We start from the raw sequence: 16,775 nt of genomic DNA on the forward strand, positions 1-16,775 counted from the left end.
CCTGAGCCCCGCTCGCGTGCCGCCACCGCCGCGCCGCCGAAATCCGGAAGACTGACGGACCCGGCCAGACCCGTCGGGCAGTCGGCCCGCTTCCGGGGAAAGGGAGTCATGTCCGAAACCTCCCGTTCTCAAGCCCATGTGCAGCACGACACCCCGGCCGGCCCCGCCGCGTCGGCGGGCGCGCGGAGCACCGGGCTCCGGAGAACCACCCTGGGGGTCAGCGAACTCGTCCAGGCGGCGCTGCCGCTGATCTCCGAGTGGCTCCCCACCCAGCGCTGGTACGCCGGGAAGGGACGGCCCATCACCGGACTCACCCTGGTGGTCGGAACCCCGCTGCAGGTCGGCGACCCCGCCCTGCTGCACCTCCTGCTGCGGGTCGAGCACGCCACCACGGCCGGCGCCCCGCACGGGGACGTCTACCAACTCCTCCTCGGCGTCCGCTCCGAACGCCCCGCCGACATCGAGCCCGGCGCCGTGCTCGGCCGGCTCACCCACGGCCCGTACGACGGCGCGACGCTCTACGACGCCGTCCACGACCCGGAGCTCACCGGGCGCCTGCTGGAACACCTGGCCACCGGCGACCGCTTCGGCTCGCTCTCCTTCCGCCGCACCCCCGGCTCCGGCCTGCCCACCACCATCCCCGGCCGCGCCTCCACCGCCGAGCAGTCCAACAGCTCGGTCATCTACGGCACCTCGTACATCCTCAAGCTCTTCCGCCGCGTCCACCCCGGCACCAACCCCGACCTCGAACTCTCCCTCGCCCTCTCCCGGGCCGGCTCCACCCGCATCCCGCGCGTCGCGGCCTGGTTCGAGAGCCGGATGGAACGCGCCGAACCCGCCACCCTCGGCCTGCTCCAGCGCTACCTGCCGGACGCCGAGGACGGCTGGGAGCTGGCCCTCGACCAGGTCGGCCGGCTCAAGGGCGACCCCTCCCCCGGCAACTTCGCGATCGAGGCCCACCGGCTCGGCCGGGCCACCGCCGAGGTGCACCGGGTGCTCGCCCGCTCCATGCCCGTCGCCCGCCTCGACCGCACCCAGACCCGCCAGCTCGCCACCGCCATGGCCGACCGGCTCGACAGCGCCGTCGCCGCCGTGCCCGGCCTGATGCGCTACCGGGCCGCGCTGCGCAACGCCTTCCAGCAGCTCGCCGACGCCCACCCGGACGGCCTGCCGGTCCAGCGCATCCACGGCGACCTGCACCTCGGCCAGGCCATGCGCACCCCGCACGGCTGGGTCCTGCTCGACTTCGAGGGCGAGCCCGCCAAGTCCGTCAACGAGCGCCGCGAACCGCAGCCCGCCCTGCGCGACGTCGCCGCGATGCTGCGCTCCTTCGACTACGCGGCGGCCCACCTCCTCGCCGGCGGCCCGGTCGACCCCGAGCTCGCCCACCTCGCCGCCGCCTGGGCACAGCGCAACCGCACCGCCTTCAGCGCCGGGTACACCGCCGGGGGCGGCGTCGATCCGGCGGCCTCGCCCGAGCTGATGCGCGCGCTGGAGATCGACAAGGCGGTCTACGAGGTGGTGTACGAGGCCCGGCACCGCCCGAGCTGGCTGCCGATCCCGCTGGCCGCGATCAACCGGCTCGCCCTGACCGTGTGATCCCCCGCTCGTACCGCCCGCAGGAGTTCGCCCACACCCCCGCCGCAGGAGGCCCCGCCGTGACGCCGCTCGATCCGCCCGGCCGCACCACCCGTCCCGTACCGGCCACGTTCCTGGCCGGTACGGGGACACCCGCTCCTGCCCCGGCCGCCGCCTCCGCCTCCGGTCCCGCGCCCGAACCGCCGTCGGCCGGGGCCCCACCGGCCGGACCGCTGTCGGCCGGAGCGCTCAGGCTGCCCGAGGCGCCGCTGCCGCCCGCCGAGGTGGACCGGCTGGTCGGCGGGCAGCACCACGATCCGCACGCGCTGCTCGGCGCCCACCCCGTGCACGGCGGCACCGCGATCCGGGTGCTGCGGCCCTTCGCCGAGCGGGTCGTGGTCGAGACCGCCCAGGGGCCGGCCGAACTCACCCACCAGCAGGGCGGGTTGTTCACCGGCCTGCTCGCCGGCGGCGCACCGCCCGACTACCGGCTGCTGGTGACGTACCCGGGCGGCGAACCGCTCGTCCAGCAGGACGGCTACCGCACCCCGCCCACCCTCGGCGAGCTCGACCTGCACCTCATCTCCGAGGGCCGGCACGAGCAGCTGTGGCAGGTGCTGGGCTCGCACGTGCGCACGGTGGACGGCGTCGCCGGCACCGCGTTCGCCGTGTGGGCGCCGAACGCCGCCGGGGTCCGCCTGATCGGCGACTTCAACCACTGGGACGGCACCGGGCACCCGATGCGCTCGCTCGGCTCCTCCGGCGTGTGGGAACTGTTCGTCCCCGGGCTCGCCGAGGGCACCACGTACAAGTACGAGATCCACACCCGGCAGGGCTGGGTGCTCGACAAGGCCGACCCGCTGGCCCGCGCCGCCCAGTGCCCGCCCGGCACCGCGTCCGTCGTCACCTCCTCCGCCCACCGGTGGGAGGACGGCGAGTGGATGGCCCGCCGGGCGCGCACCGCGCACCACCGGGCGCCGATGTCGGTGTACGAGCTGCACCTGCCGTCCTGGCGGCCCGACCTCACCGACTACCGCGCGATCGCCGAGGAACTCCCCGGCTACCTCAAGGAGTTGAACTTCACCCACGTGGAGTTCATGCCGGTCATGGAACACCCGTTCGGCGGCTCCTGGGGCTATCAGGTGTCCGGCTACTACGCGCCCACCGCCCGCCTCGGCACCCCGGACGACTTCCGCCACCTCGTCGACACGCTGCACCAGCACGGGATCGGCGTGATCGTCGACTGGGTGCCCGCGCACTTCCCCAAGGACGCCTTCGCCCTCGCCCGCTTCGACGGCGAGCCGCTCTACGAGCCGGCCGACCCGCTGCGTGCCGAACACCCCGACTGGGGCACGCTGGAGTTCGACTACGGGCGCAAGGAGGTGCGCAACTTCCTCGTCGCCAACGCGGTCTACTGGTGCGAGGAGTTCCACATCGACGGGCTGCGGGTGGACGCCGTCGCCTCGATGCTCTACCTCGACTACTCCCGCGAGGGCGGCGCCTGGACGCCCAACCAGTTCGGCGGCCGGGAGAACCTCGACGCCGCCTCCTTCCTCCAGGAGATGAACGCGACCGTCTACCGGCGCTGCCCGGGCGTCGTGACCATCGCCGAGGAGTCGACCGCCTGGGACGGCGTGACCCGCCCGACCGACAGCGGCGGCCTCGGCTTCGGCCTCAAGTGGAACATGGGCTGGATGCACGACTCGCTCGTCTACATGTCCAAGGAGCCGGTGCACCGCAAGTACCACCACAACGAGATCACCTTCTCGATGGTCTACGCCTACTCCGAGAACTACGTCCTGCCGATCTCCCACGACGAGGTCGTGCACGGCAAGCAGGCGCTCGTCTCCAAGATGCCCGGCGACTGGTGGCAGCAGCGCGCCAACCACCGCGCCTACCTCGGCTTCATGTGGTCCCACCCCGGCAAGCAACTCCTCTTCATGGGACAGGAGTTCGCCCAGGGCGCGGAATGGGACCACGAGACCGGCCCGCAGTGGTGGGTGCTCGACGAGCAGTGGCCGGCCCACCCGGACCACCAGGGCGTGCGCCGCCTCGTCCGCGACCTCAACCGCCTCTACCGCGACACCCCCGCCCTCTGGGAGCTCGACACCTCCCCCGAGGGCTTCCAGTGGCTCGACGGCGGCTCCGCCGACGACAACCTGCTCTCCTACGTCCGCCACGCCGCCGACGGCACGCCCCTCGTCGCCGTCTGCAACTTCTCCCCCGTCGTCCGCCACGGCCACCGCGTCGGCCTGCCCGCCCTCGACGGCCGCGACCAGCTGTGGGAGGAAGTCCTCAACACCGACGCCGAAACCTACGGCGGCACCGGCACCGGCAACTCCACCCCCATCAAGGCCGACCCCGTCGAATGGAACGGCCAGCCCCGCTCCGCCGACCTGACCCTCCCCCCGCTGGCCACCATCTGGCTCCGCCCGGCCTGACCCCGTCCCGCATCACGAGCCCCCGGAGCGCACGCTCCGGGGGCCCTCCACGACCTCGTGACCTTCGTCCCTTGCCTCCCCCAGGGTCGTTCTGCTCGCGGGCACCCGCGGGGGGTGCGAAGGTAGGGTCGATATGACCACCTTCCGAGGCGACGGGACGGAGAAGAGCGCGTGGCGCGCAGCGTGTACGTGACCGGGATCGACCGGGGGGACGGACGCCAGGCGGTCGAGCTCGGGGTCATGGAGCTGCTCACCCGGCAGGTGGACCGGGTCGGGGTGTTCCGGCCGCTGGTGCACGCGCACGCGCCGGGGACGTCCGGGTCGGACCACGTGGTCGAGCTGCTGCGCGGCCGGTACCGGATCGACCTGCCCGCCGCCGACCTCTACGGGCTCACCTACGAGGAGGCCGCCGCCCTGCAGGCCGCGCAGGGGCAGGACGAGCTGGTGTCGGCCCTCGTCGACCGGTTCCGGGCGGTGGAGCGGCGGTGCGAGGTCGTACTGGTGCTCGGCACCGACTTCGCGGACACCAACATCCCGGACGAGCTGGCCTTCAACGCCCGTCTGGCCAACGAGTTCGGCGCCGCCGTGCTGCCGGTGATCGGCGGGCAGGGCAAGGAGGCGGAGGCCGTGACCGCCGAGGTCCGCAACGCCCACCGGGCGTACACCGACCTCGGCTGCGAGACCCTCGCGATGATCGCCAACCGGGTCGCCCCCGCCTCCAAGCAGCGGATCCAGCGCAAGCTCACCGAGAAGCTGCCGATCCCCGCCTACGTCATCCCGGAGGAGCCGGCGCTGGCCGCGCCCACCGTCGCCCAGCTGGTCGAGGCGACCGGCGCCGAGGTGCTGCTCGGGGACGCCGCCGGGCTCGCCCGGGACGTGCGCGGCTTCGTCTTCGGCGGTGCCATGCTGCCGACCTTCCTCGACGCGCTGACCGACGGCGCCCTCGTCGTCACCCCCGGGGACCGCGCCGACCTGGTCATCGGCTCGCTCGCCGCGCACGCCGCCGGCGCCCCGCCGATCGCCGGCGTGCTGCTGACGCTCGGCCAGCACCCCGGCCCGAACGTCATGACGCTGGCCGCCCGGCTCGCCCCCGGCACCCCGGTCGCGGTGGTCCCCGAGGGCAGCTGGCCGACCGCCGCCACCCTGACCCACCTGGAGGGCAAGCTCAGCGCAGCCAGCCCGCGGAAGGCCGAGATCGCCCTCGGCCTGTTCGAACTGCACGTCGACACCGCCGAGTTGACCAACCGGATCGAGGTCGGCCGGTCCGAACGGGTCACCCCGATGATGTTCGAGCACGAGCTCCTGGAGCGCGCCCGCGCCGAGCGCCGGCACGTCGTCCTCCCCGAGGGCACCGAGGAGCGCGTGCTGCGCGCCGCCGAGGTCCTGCTGCGCCGCAACATCTGCGACCTCACCCTCCTCGGCGACGCCGACGCGGTGCGCCGCAAGGCCGCGGGCCTCGGCATCGCGATACCGCAGGAGGAGCCCGGCGCCGACCGCGCCCAGGTCCGGATCGTCGACCCGACCACCAGCCCGCTGCGCCGCCAGTTCGCCGAGCTGTACGCGCGGCTGCGCGCCCACAAGGGCATGACCGTCGAACTCGCGCTGGACGTCGTCACCGACGTCTCCTACTTCGGCACCCTGATGGTCCAGGAGGGCATCGCCGACGGGATGGTCTCCGGCGCGGTGCACTCCACCGCCGCCACCATCCGGCCCGCCTTCGAGGTCATCAAGACCTCGCCGGGCGCGTCCATCGTGTCGAGCGTCTTCTTCATGTGCCTGGCCGACAAGGTCCTCGTGTACGGCGACTGCGCCGTCAACCCGGACCCGGACGCCCAGCAGCTGGCCGACATCGCGATCCAGGCCGCCGCCACCGCCGCCCAGTTCGGCGTCGAGCCGCGGGTCGCGATGCTCTCCTACTCGACCGGCACGTCCGGCTCCGGCGCGGACGTCGACAAGGTCCGCAAGGCCACCGAGCTGGTCCGCGAGCTGCGGCCGGACATCCTGGTCGAGGGGCCGATCCAGTACGACGCCGCGGTGGACGCGCACGTCGCGGCCACCAAGCTGCCGGGCTCCGCGGTGGCCGGCCGGGCGACCGTGCTGATCTTCCCGGACCTCAACACCGGCAACAACACCTACAAGGCCGTGCAGCGCTCGGCCGGCGCGGTCGCCGTCGGTCCGGTCCTCCAGGGCCTGCGCAAGCCGGTCAACGACCTCTCGCGCGGCGCGCTCGTGCAGGACATCGTCAACACCGTCGCGATCACCGCGATCCAGTCCCAGGAGCGCAAGGAGGCGCAGGCATGAGCGAGCGCAGCGAGCGAGTCATCGAAGGGTGCGTGGCTCGCGAAGCGACCGCCGAGCGCGGCGAGGTGGCCGCATGAGTGAAGGCACCCGCGTTCTCGTCCTGAACGCCGGCTCCTCGTCGGTCAAGTACCAGCTGATCGACATGCTCGACGGCGCCCGGCTCGCCTCCGGGCTGGTCGAGCGGATCGGCGAGCCGAGCGGCCGGCTGGTGCACACCCCCCGCTCCGGAGAGCGCCGCGAGAGCCTGCAGACCTTCCCGGACCACTCGGCCGCGCTCAAGGCCGTCGCCGAGGAACTCGCCGCCGACGGCGTCGGGCTGGACTCCCCCGAGCTCGCCGCCATCGGCCACCGCGTGGTGCACGGCGGCAAGCGGTTCACCGAGCCGACCGTGCTCACCGACGAGGTGCTCCGGGAGGTCCGCCGGCTGATCCCGGTCGCGCCGCTGCACAACCCGGCCAACATCACCGGCATCGAGGTGGCCCGCGCGCTGCGCCCGGACCTGCCCCAGGTGGCCGTCTTCGACACCGCCTTCCACGCCTCCATGCCCGAGCCGGCCGCCCGGTACGCGATCGACAGGGCCGTCGCGGACGAGCACCGGGTGCGCCGCTACGGCTTCCACGGCACCTCGCACCAGTACGTCTCGCGGGCCACCGCCCGGCTGCTCGGCAAGGACCCGGCCGAGGTGAACGTCATCGTGCTGCACCTGGGCAACGGCGCCTCCGCGTCGGCGGTCAGCGGCGGCCGGTGCGTGGACACCTCGATGGGGCTGACCCCGCTGGAGGGCCTCGTCATGGGCACCCGTTCGGGTGACATCGACGCGGGCGTGGTGTTCCACCTGCACCGGGTCGGCGGCCTGTCGGTCGACGAGATCGACGACCTGCTCAACCGCCGCAGCGGCCTGCGCGGCCTGTGCGGGGACAACGACATGCGCGAGATCATGCGCCGCGCGGACGAGGGGGACGCTGACGCAAAGCTCGCCTTCGACTCCTACGTCCACCGGCTCCGCAAGTACATCGGCGCTTACTACGCCGTGCTCGGCCGGGTGGACGCGATCGCGTTCACCGCGGGCGTCGGCGAGAACGCCGCGCCGGTGCGCGCGGCGGCCACGGCGGGCCTGGAGGAGCTGGGCATCGCCGTGGACCCCGAGCTGAACTCCGTGCGCTCCGGCGAGCCCAGGATCATCTCGCCGCAGTACGCGCGGGTGACGGTCGCGGTGGTGCCGACGGACGAGGAACTGGAGATCGCCCGGCAGGCCTTCGCCCTCGTGCACCGCCGGGACCAGGAGGCGCAGGGAAGCCGGGGGTCCGAGGACTGACTCCCCGTCGTCTCGGTCCGCGGAATCCTTCGTCGGCGATTCCTCACGATTCGTGCCGAATGCACCCATAACACGAACGGATAGACTGATCCATATGCGCCGAGCGAAAATTGTCTGCACCCTGGGTCCGGCGACGGACTCCTACGAACAGCTGAAGGCCATCGTCGAGGCGGGCATGAACGTCGCCCGACTGAACATGAGCCACGGCACCCACGCGGACCACGAGGAGCGGTACCGAAAGGTCCGCCAGGTCTCGGAGGACACCGGCAAGGCCATCGGCGTCCTGGCCGACCTCCAGGGTCCCAAGATCCGTCTGGCGACCTTCGCCAACGGCCCGGTGACCGTCGACAACGGCGACGAGTTCACCATCACCACCGAGGACGTCCCCGGTGACCAGCACATCTGCGGCACCACCTACAAGGGCCTGCCCGGCGACGTGAAGCCCGGCGACCCGATCCTGATCAACGACGGCGTCATCGCCCTGGAGGTCGTCAGCGTCGACGGCCCGCGGGTGAGGACCGTGGTGGTCGAGGGCGGCGTGCTCTCGAACAACAAGGGCATCAACCTGCCCGGCGCGGCCGTGAACGTGCCCGCCCTGTCCGAGAAGGACAAGGACGACCTGCGTTTCGCGCTCCGCCTGGGCGTCGACATGATCGCCCTGTCCTTCGTCCGCAACGCGGACGACATCAAGGACGTCCACGAGGTCATGGACGAGGTCGGCATCCGTGTGCCGGTCATCGCCAAGATCGAGAAGCCGCAGGCCGTCGAGGCCATGGAGGAGATCGTCCTCGCCTTCGACGCCATCATGGTCGCCCGCGGCGACCTGGCCGTGGAGTACCCGCTGGAGCGGGTGCCGCTGGTCCAGAAGCGCCTGATCACGCTGGCGCGCCGCAACGCCAAGCCGGTCATCGTCGCCACCCAGATGATGGAGTCGATGATCCACGCCTCGCGCCCGACCCGCGCCGAGGTCTCCGACGTCGCCAACGCCATCCTGGACGGCGCCGACGCGGTCATGCTGTCGGCCGAGTCGAGCGTCGGCAAGTACCCGGTGGAGACCGTTCGCACCATGAGCCGGATCTGCGAGAAGGCCGAGGAGGAGCTCGTCTCCCAGGGCCTGCAGCCGCTCAACCCGGGCCGCAAGCCGCGCACCCAGGGCGGCTCCGTCGCCCGCGCCGCGTGCGAGCTGGGTGACTTCCTGAACGGCAGGGCGCTGATCGCGTTCACCAAGTCCGGCGACACCGCGCGCCGACTGTCCCGCTACCGCTCGCCGATCCCGGTGATCGCGTTCACCCCGGACGCGGCCACCCGCAACCAGCTCTCGCTGAGCTGGGGCGTCGAGTCGTACGTCACCGAGCAGGTGGCCACCACCGACGCGATGGTCGCGCAGGTCGACCGCGAGCTGCTGAAGCTGGGCGAGCTGTCCGAGGGCGACACCGTCATCGTCACCGCCGGTGTCCCGGTCGGCATCCCCGGCACCACCAACATGGTGCAGGTGCACCGCCTGGGCTCGCACGGCGAGTAGTACCCGCCGGCAGCGCCGAACGCCCGTGGGGCGGCTCCTCCTCGCCGGAGGGCCGCCCCACGGGCGTCGTGCGTTCCCGCCTACTTGTCGCTGTAGGGGGCGTTGTCGTTGAACATGTGCATCCCGGGGATGTGCAGCGTGCCGCCGAACTGGCCGGCCTGCTTGGCGGTGACCCCGGTCAGCTCCAGGTCCAGCGGGATCGGGACGGAGCCGATCAGGTCGTACAGCCAGCGCGGCAGGGTGTCCGGGGTGAGGGTGATCTCGCCCAGGTCGATCGGGATCGGCAGGCCGAGCACCTTGGACAGGTGGCCGGACAGACGCTCCACGTACATGGTGACCTGGCCGTCGCGCATGGTCGAGGTCGAGCCGGGGGCGCCCTGGACGTGGAACGTCACGCCGTTGCCCTCCAGCGTCGACATGTCGAGGTTCTCGATGTCGACGCTCGACACCACGAACTTCAGCACCCGCTTGGTGCCGGTCGGCGTCTTGACGTCGTAGACGCCGTGGAAGGCTGCGCCGTGCAGGCCCAGGCGGCTGGTCTGCAGCGTCCAGTTCTGCTCCGGGACGACCTGCTCGCCGGGCGCCGCGGCGGCGGTCAGGCCGCGGGCGTCCACCGCGCAGTTCGGGTTCACGGTCGGGGAGCCGGAGGCCGACGGGGACGCCGAGGCGGACGGCGCCGAGGCGGAGGCGGACGGCGCGGCGGACCCGGACGGCGCGGCTGAGGCACCGGACGAGGCGCTGGCCGACGGCGCCGGCTTGGTGGGCGCCTTGCCGGCCGCGGGCGGCTTCGGGGCCTGGGTCACCGTGCCGGCACCGGGCACCTGTGCGGACGGCTGGGTCGGGGGCTGCGGCTGTCCCGGCTGGACCGGGGCGCCGACCCTCGGGGCGGGGGCGGCGGGCGCCGCCGTGGTCGCCGGGGCCGGGGTGGCGGTCGGCGACGCGGAGGGCGACGGGGATGCCGAACCGCCCGGGTTCAGAAGGTTGTTGATGCCGCCGAGGATGTCGTCGATCAGCCCGGCCTGGGACGCCTTGGCCGTCCCGTTCGCGTCGCCCTGGTAGACCGCGCTCACCGCCCCCGCGCCGCCGCTGGCGGCGGACCGGACGGCCGGCGCGGTGGTGGTCGCCGTCGCCGTCGGGGCGGCGGCCGGCGTCTTCACCGGCGCGGACGGCTGCGGGGTGGGCGCCGCCGTCGGGGCCTGCGTGGGGACGCTCGTCGCACCGGCACCCACGGAGGGCGTCGCGGACGGACCGGGCGGCGGCGCCGGCAGCTCGCTCTTGGGCACCGGCGTCTCCTCGATCGGCGAGACGTCCGGCACCGCCACGGGTGCGGTGGGGCACGCCTTGCCCGCCGTGGACTCGGCCGACGCCGGATTCGGCGTGTAGGCGGCGGCCATCAGCAGCGCCGTCGGCACCGCGGCCATCGCCAGCGCCCGGCCCCGCAGCCGCACCCGGACGGGCGTCCGGCGCGCGGCGTGGCGCCCGGAGCGCTTCGGTTGGTCGTCGCCCGTGCTCACCGCGCCTCCCCGGGGTCCGCCGTGGCAGGCTGCTCCCCCGGCCCGGCCTGGGCGGGCAGCTTGGCGGTGGGTGCCTCGGCGGACGCCGGGGCGGCCTCCTCGGGGGCCACGCTCTTCGCGACGGCGCTCGTGGCCGCGCCCGACTCCGTCACCGCGGCCTCGGCCGCGTCGGGCTCCGGCAGCGGAGCCCAGGAGACCATCAGCCCGCCGCCGATCAGACCGGGCAGCAGCGCCATGCCGAAGCCGGCCAGATTGGAGACCGGGATCGAGACCAGCGTCAGCAGGATGGTCGCGATGCCCGCGAAGAAGCGGACGGCCGGCTGGAACCAGCCGGTGAGTCCGAGGATCATCATCAGGATGCCGATGATCATCGAGCCGGCGCCGGCCGTGGTCGACATCGCGATGGTCACGCTGCCGAGCGCGAGGTGGGCGTAGGGGAAGTACAGGATCGGGACGCCGGCGATCATGGCCAGCAGGCCGCCCCAGAAGGGCCTGGTACGACGGAACGTGCGGAAGTTCCGCCAGAGCCACCTGAGCGGACTCTGCTGGCCGGTCCGGGTTTCGACCGTTGCGCTGGACATGGTGCAGCTCCTCGACATCGCTACGAGGGAAGAACGATTGGCGTGGGGCCGGGAACGGCGGTCGCCCGCCGCCCCGGCCCGCGAGGACCCGTCAGGCCGGCGCGCCCGTCGGCACGCCGTCAGGAAGGGCTCAGAAGCACTCGTTGCCCGGGCCGTCGCCCTGCTTGAGCGACAGGTTCAGGCCACTGAGCACGAAGTTGCCCGCCGAGGTGGCGCGCGCGGTCTGCTCGACGTTGTCCAGGACGGCCTTGTCCGCGGACTGCGCGAAACCGGTCGGACCGGTCGGCAGGCCCTTGCCGCCACCCGCCGCCGTGACACCCGGGTGCGGGGTCCAGCCCTGGGTGGCGGTGCCCTTGAGGGTGGACGCGTCCTGACCGATGCTGATGTTGGTGAAGGTCGCGTCGGCCTTCAGCTGCTCCAGGTCGATGAGCAGGTTGTCAGCGTGCACCGGCTTGCTGCCCGGGCCGCCGGCCTTCAGCTGGAGGGTGATCTTGCCCAGGCCGAAGGTGGACAGGTCGGTGACCACCGACTGGCACAGGTTGGTGATGTCGGCCTTGTCGAAGGCCGAGACCGCGACGGGGTGCGGCTTGCCGCTGGCCTCGATGTCGACGGTGCCGAACTGGGCGAAGTTGGTGCCCTCAAGGTGGTCGGTGTGCACCTTGAACTGCTGGCCGGAGATGCTGAACGAGGCGGCGAGCGCGCTGTTGGCAATGGAGAAGCCCACCGCGGCGGTGGCCGCGATGCTCGGCACCATCACCAGGGCGAAGCGCTTCCAGCGGGTCTTGCCGTAGGTCTTGGACATGCGAGTCCTCCTTCTGGGACGTACATCTCCGGCTCCCCGGCGGCGGCTCCCGCGCCGGTGGGGGCCTGGGATGGGAGAGAGCTACGTCCTCGGTAGCGGAGAGCGCCTTGGGCGTCGTCGGACGCGGGAGCGGCCTGCGTGGAGCGGCACTCCCGTCCCTGGACCGGCCGTCCTTGTGGGGCGGCGGGCAGGACCGGCGACATCGGCGATCACCCCCGAGCGACAACCAGCGACCGCGCAGGGCGCACGGCCGGTCGAAGGACAGGAACCGCCGTGGGACCGCGGATACCCCCCTGCCCTCCCTACCGCCGGCCACGGCCGGCGGATCACCCGGTGGGGATCCCGCGCTCCCCGTGGCCGACCGGCTGTCGGGGGAAGGAGTCTGGGACCGGGCGTGGCCGATCGTGCTTGAATCCCGGGCGAAGCACAAGAGGTGCCTTACTGACGGGTAATGCAACAGTCGGTGGCGTCGATCATGAAATCGGCCAGATCCGCACCGTGCGTGACGTCGTGCAGGAATCATGGCGGCGAAATCCCCCGGAAACACCGCCGAAACACCCGTGGGTGGTCACACTTGGTGACCACCCACGGGTGAAATCAAGATTTGGTAACCCTCGGCCGGGTTGACCGGATTGTCGCCAAATCACCAGCGACACCGCAGGTCACCCACCGTGCCAGACGCGCCGCCCGGCACACGCGCTCACGAGCACGCGCGCCCGGGAAGGGGGCGCGCTCAGAAGAGCACGCGCGCCAGCCCGGCCCGGGCCACCACGACGCGCGGGTCCTCCGCGCCGATGACCTCGAAGAGTTCGAGCAGGCGCAGCCGGGCGGTGTCCCGGTCCGCGCCGAAGGTCCTGCCGACGGTGTCGACCAGGCGCGCGAAGGCGTCCTCGACGTGGCCGCCGACCAGGTCCAGGTCGGCCGCCTGGAGCTGCGCCTCGACGTTCTTCGGGTCGGCCGCGGCGGCGGCCCGGACGGCCTGGAGGTCCAGCCCCTCGACGCGGTGCAGGAGTTCGGCCTGGGCCAGGCCCAGCTTGGCCTCGGTGTTGCCGGGCTGGTCGGAGAGCACGTTCCGGTAGGCCTGGATCGCGCCCGCGAGGTCGCCGCGGTCGAGCGCGTCGTGCGCGGCGGCGAGCGCCGGGTCCTCGAAGCGCTGCGGGGGGCCGGCCGGCCCGGCCTCGCCGTCCGCGCCGACGGGGGCGCCCTGGCCGCCGACGATGCCGAAGCGCTGCTCGGCGACGAGGATCAGCTGGTCGAGGACCTTGCGGACGTTGGCCGCGCTCTCCGCGCCCTGGAAGAGCGGCACCAGCTGGCCGGCCACGACGGCCATCACGGCCGGGATGCCCTGGATGCCGAACTGCTGGGCCAGCATCTGGTTGGCGTCGACGTCGATCTTGACGAGGACGAACCGGCCGGCGTACTCCTCGGCCAGGCCCTCCAGGATCGGGCTGAGCTGCTTGCAGGGCCCGCACCACTCGGCCCAGAAGTCGATGACGACCGGCACCTCGGCGGAGCGCTGGACGACCTCGGTCTCGAAGGTGTCCTCGGTGACGTCGATGACGAGCTCGTAAGCGGGTTCGGCGGGGGCGGTGCCGGCCGCCTCGGCGGCGGCGGCCTGGCGGGCCCGCTCGGCCCGCGCCTGCTCGGCCTTCTGGGCTGCCTCACCGGCCGCCTTCACGGCGGCGAGGTCGACCGCACCACGCAGGGCGGAGCTGTTCTGACGCGAATTCCGTGGCTGCATGGCACCATCCTCCCCCGTCCGCGCCGCCTGCGAGCACCAACCTCGGGAAAGTCGTCCCGCGCGGGCCGCGCGGCGCCTCTCCCCGGAGCGTCGTGCGCTCCCCCCAGTAGCCTGCGTCCTGCGGTGCGGATCCCCACCCGCACCCGCGCCGTTCCCGTCCCACGGGATCCGGCGCCCGGTTGTCACTGCTTTCGCTACGAGTCGTAGCGTAACTGGAGCGAGTGCCCCGCCCGCAACCCCCACTCGCGGTTCCGTGACGTGACCTGCCCCACTTTCGCGGACCGCCCGGCTGTCCGAACGGCCGGACAATCGCTACCGTTACCAGCCCCACCCAAGTTACTTACCAGTAAAGTGCAAGGAGGCCCGGTGCCGGCCGCCCAGCCCCCCGTGAGCCAGCCGACCGCCGCGAACCCGTCCGCCGCGGCGCTGCCGGCGGCCCCGGGCGCCCCGGCGGAGGCCGTCGCGGTCCGGGCCAAGGGGCGCCCACGCAGCGCCGCCGCCGACCTCGCCATCCTCGACGCCACCCGCGAGGCGCTCGCCGAACTCGGCTGGGGCGGGCTCACCATGGGCCACGTCGCCACCCGCGCCAAGGTCGCCAAGACCACCCTGTACCGCCGCTGGCCGTCGAAGAACGAGCTCGTCGTGGACGCCGTCGCCAGCCTCTTCGACGAGCTCGTGATGCCCGACCTCGGCAGCCTGGGTGCCGACATCGAGGCCGTGGTGGCCCAGTTCGCCGATCTGCTGGCCCGGCCCGAGACGCAGGCCGCGCTGCTCGCCCTGTTCGCCGAGGGCACCCGCGACCGGCAGCTGCGCCGACGGATCCGGGAGGCGATCGTCGACCCGCAGAAGCGGCTGGTCCGCCAGGGCCGGGCGGCCGCCCAGGCGCGCGGCGAACTCGCCCCGGACACGGACCCGGCGACGGCCCGCGAGGAGATCGACATCATCTTCGACACCATCGCGGGGACGGTCGAGCACCGCGTCCTGGTCAGCGGCGAGCCGATCACCCCGGAGTGGACCCGGCGCTTCACCAGCCTCCTGCTGGGCCCGTTCCCCAGCCTCGTCACCGACTGACGGCGGGCATGACGGAGCCGCCCCGCGCCCGGTGGCGCGCGGGACGGCTCCGGAAACGGCCGACCGGAAGGCCGACCGGAAGGCCTGCTAGAAGGCCGCCGTCTCCTGGTAGGTGCCCCACTCCTGGCGCAGCGCGTTGCAGATCTCGCCCAGCGTCGCCTCGGCGCGGACCGCGTCCAGCATCGGCGGGATCATCGACTCGCCCGACCGCGCCGCCGCGAGCATGGCGTCCAGCCCGGCCCGCACCGCCGCCTCGTCCCGGGCCGCCTTGCGCTCGCGCAAGGCGCGCACCTGCTCGCGCTCGACCTCGTGGCTGACCCGCAGGATCTCCAGCTCGGGGGTGACGCTGCGCGGGTGGCAGTTGACGCCGACCACGCGCTTCTCGCCCTTCTCCACGCCCTGCTGGTACTGGAAGGCGGCCTCGGCGATCTCGCCGGTGAACCAGCCCTCCTCGATCCCGCGCAGGATGCCCGCGGTGATCGGGCCGATCTCGTGGCCCTCACGGCCCTTGTCGAGACGTGCCTTGTCCAGGATCTGCTGGAAGATCGCCTCGGCCTGCTGCTCGATCCGGTCGGTCAGCGCCTCGACGTACCACGAACCGCCCAGCGGGTCGGCCACGTTGGCGACGCCGGTCTCCTCCATCAGCACCTGCTGCGTGCGCAGGGCGATCTCGGCGGCCTGCTCGGAGGGCAGCGCCAGCGTCTCGTCCAGGGCGTTCGTGTGCAGCGAGTTGGTGCCGCCGAGCACCGCGGACAGCGCCTCGACGGCGGTGCGGACCACGTTGTTGTACGGCTGCTGCGCGGTGAGCGAGACGCCGGCGGTCTGGGTGTGGAAGCGCAGCCACTGCGCCTTGTCGGTCTTGGCGCCGAAGCGGTCGCGCATCCAGCGGGCCCAGATCCGGCGCGCGGCACGGAACTTGGCGATCTCCTCGAAGAAGTCGAGGTGCGCGTCGAAGAAGAACGACAGGCCCGGCGCGAACACGTCCACGTCCAGCCCGCGGGACAGGCCCAGCTCGACGTACGCGAAGCCGTCGGCGAGCGTGTACGCGAGCTCCTGCGCGGCCGTCGCGCCGGCCTCGCGGATGTGGTATCCGGAGACGGACAGCGGCTTGTACGCGGGGATGCCCTCGGCGCAGTACGCCATCAGGTCGCCGATCAGGCGCAGGTGCGGCTCGGGCGCGAAGAGCCACTCCTTCTGGGCGATGTACTCCTTGAAGATGTCCGTCTGCAGGGTCCCGTTGAGCACCGCCGGGTCCACGCCCTGGCGCTCGGCGGCGACGAGGTACATGCAGAAGATCGGGACGGCCGGGCCGCTGATCGTCATCGAGGTGGTGACCTCGCCGAGCGGGATGCCGTCGAACAGCACCTCCATGTCGGCGGCCGAGTCGATGGCCACGCCGCAGTGGCCGACCTCGCCGAGCGACTTGGCGTCGTCGGAGTCGTAGCCCATGAGGGTCGGCATGTCGAAGGCGACGGAGAGGCCGCCGCCGCCCGCCTCCAGGATCATCCGGTAGCGCTCGTTGGTCTGCCGCGCGTTGCCGAAGCCGGCGAACTGGCGGATGGTCCAGGTGCGCCCGCGGTAGCCGGTGGGGTGCAGCCCGCGGGTGAACGGGTACTCGCCCGGCCAGCCGATCCGCTCGAAGCCCTCGTACGGCTGCCCGGTCGGCGGGCCGTAGACCGGCGCGACCTCGTCGCCGGAGAGGGTGGTGAAGTCGGCGTCGCGCTTGCGGGCCGCGTCGTACCGCTGCTGCCAGCGCTGCCGTCCGCGCTCGATCTCCTCGGCGTCCATGGGCCGAACTCCGCTCCGTACGGCCGCCACGGCATCGGGGCGGCACAGCTATTAGGACGTCCTACTAATTTACTCGGACGTCCTAGTACTTGTCGATGGACGCACCGGGTCGAGCCGGTGC

Annotated in this window: 11 protein-coding genes; 6 read left to right on the forward strand and 5 right to left on the reverse strand. The window is 72.8% G+C overall.

Features of this window, described 5'->3' with window-relative positions; genetic code table 11:
* The first annotated feature begins 108 nt into the window (after positions 1 to 108).
* The 5 genes from PUR71_RS17485 to pyk all read left to right on the forward strand — a co-directional run bounded on the left by PUR71_RS17485 (position 109) and on the right by pyk (position 9,157).
* Complete coding sequence (locus PUR71_RS17485) at positions 109 to 1,599, forward strand: maltokinase N-terminal cap-like domain-containing protein (RefSeq protein ID WP_443077471.1); 1,491 nt, start codon at positions 109 to 111, stop codon at positions 1,597 to 1,599.
* A gap of 59 nt (positions 1,600 to 1,658) precedes the next feature.
* Positions 1,659 to 4,019, forward strand: coding sequence for a 1,4-alpha-glucan branching protein GlgB (gene glgB / locus PUR71_RS17490; RefSeq protein WP_329927936.1), 2,361 nt, complete (start codon positions 1,659 to 1,661; stop codon positions 4,017 to 4,019).
* Between the two features lie 171 nt (positions 4,020 to 4,190).
* Positions 4,191 to 6,320, forward strand: a complete 2,130-nt coding sequence (gene pta / locus PUR71_RS17495; RefSeq protein ID WP_329927937.1) for a phosphate acetyltransferase — start codon at positions 4,191 to 4,193, stop codon at positions 6,318 to 6,320.
* 73 nt (positions 6,321 to 6,393) lie between these two features.
* Entirely contained in the window at positions 6,394 to 7,635 is a 1,242-nt protein-coding gene (locus PUR71_RS17500; protein ID WP_329927938.1) for an acetate kinase, read from the forward strand.
* 94 nt (positions 7,636 to 7,729) lie between these two features.
* Entirely contained in the window at positions 7,730 to 9,157 is a 1,428-nt protein-coding gene (gene pyk / locus PUR71_RS17505; RefSeq protein WP_329927939.1) for a pyruvate kinase, read from the forward strand.
* 80 nt (positions 9,158 to 9,237) lie between these two features.
* Here pyk and PUR71_RS17510 read toward each other — a convergent pair whose 3' ends face one another.
* The 4 genes from PUR71_RS17510 to PUR71_RS17525 form a co-directional block, all read right to left on the reverse strand.
* Entirely contained in the window at positions 9,238 to 10,671 is a 1,434-nt protein-coding gene (locus tag PUR71_RS17510; protein ID WP_329927940.1) for a hypothetical protein, read from the reverse strand.
* Positions 10,668 to 11,252: a DUF6114 domain-containing protein gene (locus PUR71_RS17515; RefSeq protein WP_329927941.1), complete on the reverse strand. Its 585-nt coding sequence runs from the start codon at positions 11,250 to 11,252 to the stop codon at positions 10,668 to 10,670. Before PUR71_RS17515 ends, PUR71_RS17510 begins: the two co-directional genes overlap by 4 nt.
* A 130-nt stretch (positions 11,253 to 11,382) precedes the next feature.
* Positions 11,383 to 12,054: a DUF6230 family protein gene (locus PUR71_RS17520; RefSeq protein WP_329927942.1), complete on the reverse strand. Its 672-nt coding sequence runs from the start codon at positions 12,052 to 12,054 to the stop codon at positions 11,383 to 11,385.
* Positions 12,055 to 12,787: 733 nt separating this feature from the next.
* A complete protein-coding gene (locus PUR71_RS17525; protein ID WP_329927943.1) occupies positions 12,788 to 13,795 on the reverse strand; it encodes a tetratricopeptide repeat protein in 1,008 nt (335 codons plus the stop codon).
* Between the two features lie 426 nt (positions 13,796 to 14,221).
* Here PUR71_RS17525 and PUR71_RS17530 point away from each other — a divergent pair, with 426 nt between their 5' ends.
* Positions 14,222 to 14,866, forward strand: a complete 645-nt coding sequence (locus tag PUR71_RS17530; RefSeq protein WP_329928145.1) for a TetR/AcrR family transcriptional regulator — start codon at positions 14,222 to 14,224, stop codon at positions 14,864 to 14,866.
* An 87-nt stretch (positions 14,867 to 14,953) separates the two neighbouring features.
* On the opposite strand, the gene PUR71_RS17535 is transcribed toward PUR71_RS17530, so the two are convergent.
* Positions 14,954 to 16,654 carry an acyl-CoA mutase large subunit family protein gene (locus tag PUR71_RS17535; RefSeq protein WP_329927944.1) on the reverse strand — a complete coding sequence of 567 codons (1,701 nt, stop codon included), beginning with the start codon at positions 16,652 to 16,654 and terminating at the stop codon, positions 14,954 to 14,956.
* Positions 16,655 to 16,775 lie beyond the last annotated feature (121 nt).

It is taken from the genome of Streptomyces sp. SP17BM10 (assembly GCF_036322405.1).
In the GTDB taxonomy this organism is placed as follows: domain Bacteria; phylum Actinomycetota; class Actinomycetes; order Streptomycetales; family Streptomycetaceae; genus Kitasatospora.

Coding starts and splice junctions, on each gene's coding strand:
- PUR71_RS17535 (WP_329927944.1), bottom strand. CDS start 16,654: ATGGACGCCGAGGAGATCGAGCGCGGACGGCAGCGCTGGCAGCAGCGG.
- PUR71_RS17520 (WP_329927942.1), bottom strand. CDS start 12,054: ATGTCCAAGACCTACGGCAAGACCCGCTGGAAGCGCTTCGCCCTGGTG.
- PUR71_RS17485 (WP_443077471.1), top strand. CDS start 109: ATGTCCGAAACCTCCCGTTCTCAAGCCCATGTGCAGCACGACACCCCG.
- pyk (WP_329927939.1), top strand. CDS start 7,730: ATGCGCCGAGCGAAAATTGTCTGCACCCTGGGTCCGGCGACGGACTCC.
- PUR71_RS17515 (WP_329927941.1), bottom strand. CDS start 11,252: ATGTCCAGCGCAACGGTCGAAACCCGGACCGGCCAGCAGAGTCCGCTC.
- PUR71_RS17525 (WP_329927943.1), bottom strand. CDS start 13,795: ATGCAGCCACGGAATTCGCGTCAGAACAGCTCCGCCCTGCGTGGTGCG.
- PUR71_RS17500 (WP_329927938.1), top strand. CDS start 6,394: ATGAGTGAAGGCACCCGCGTTCTCGTCCTGAACGCCGGCTCCTCGTCG.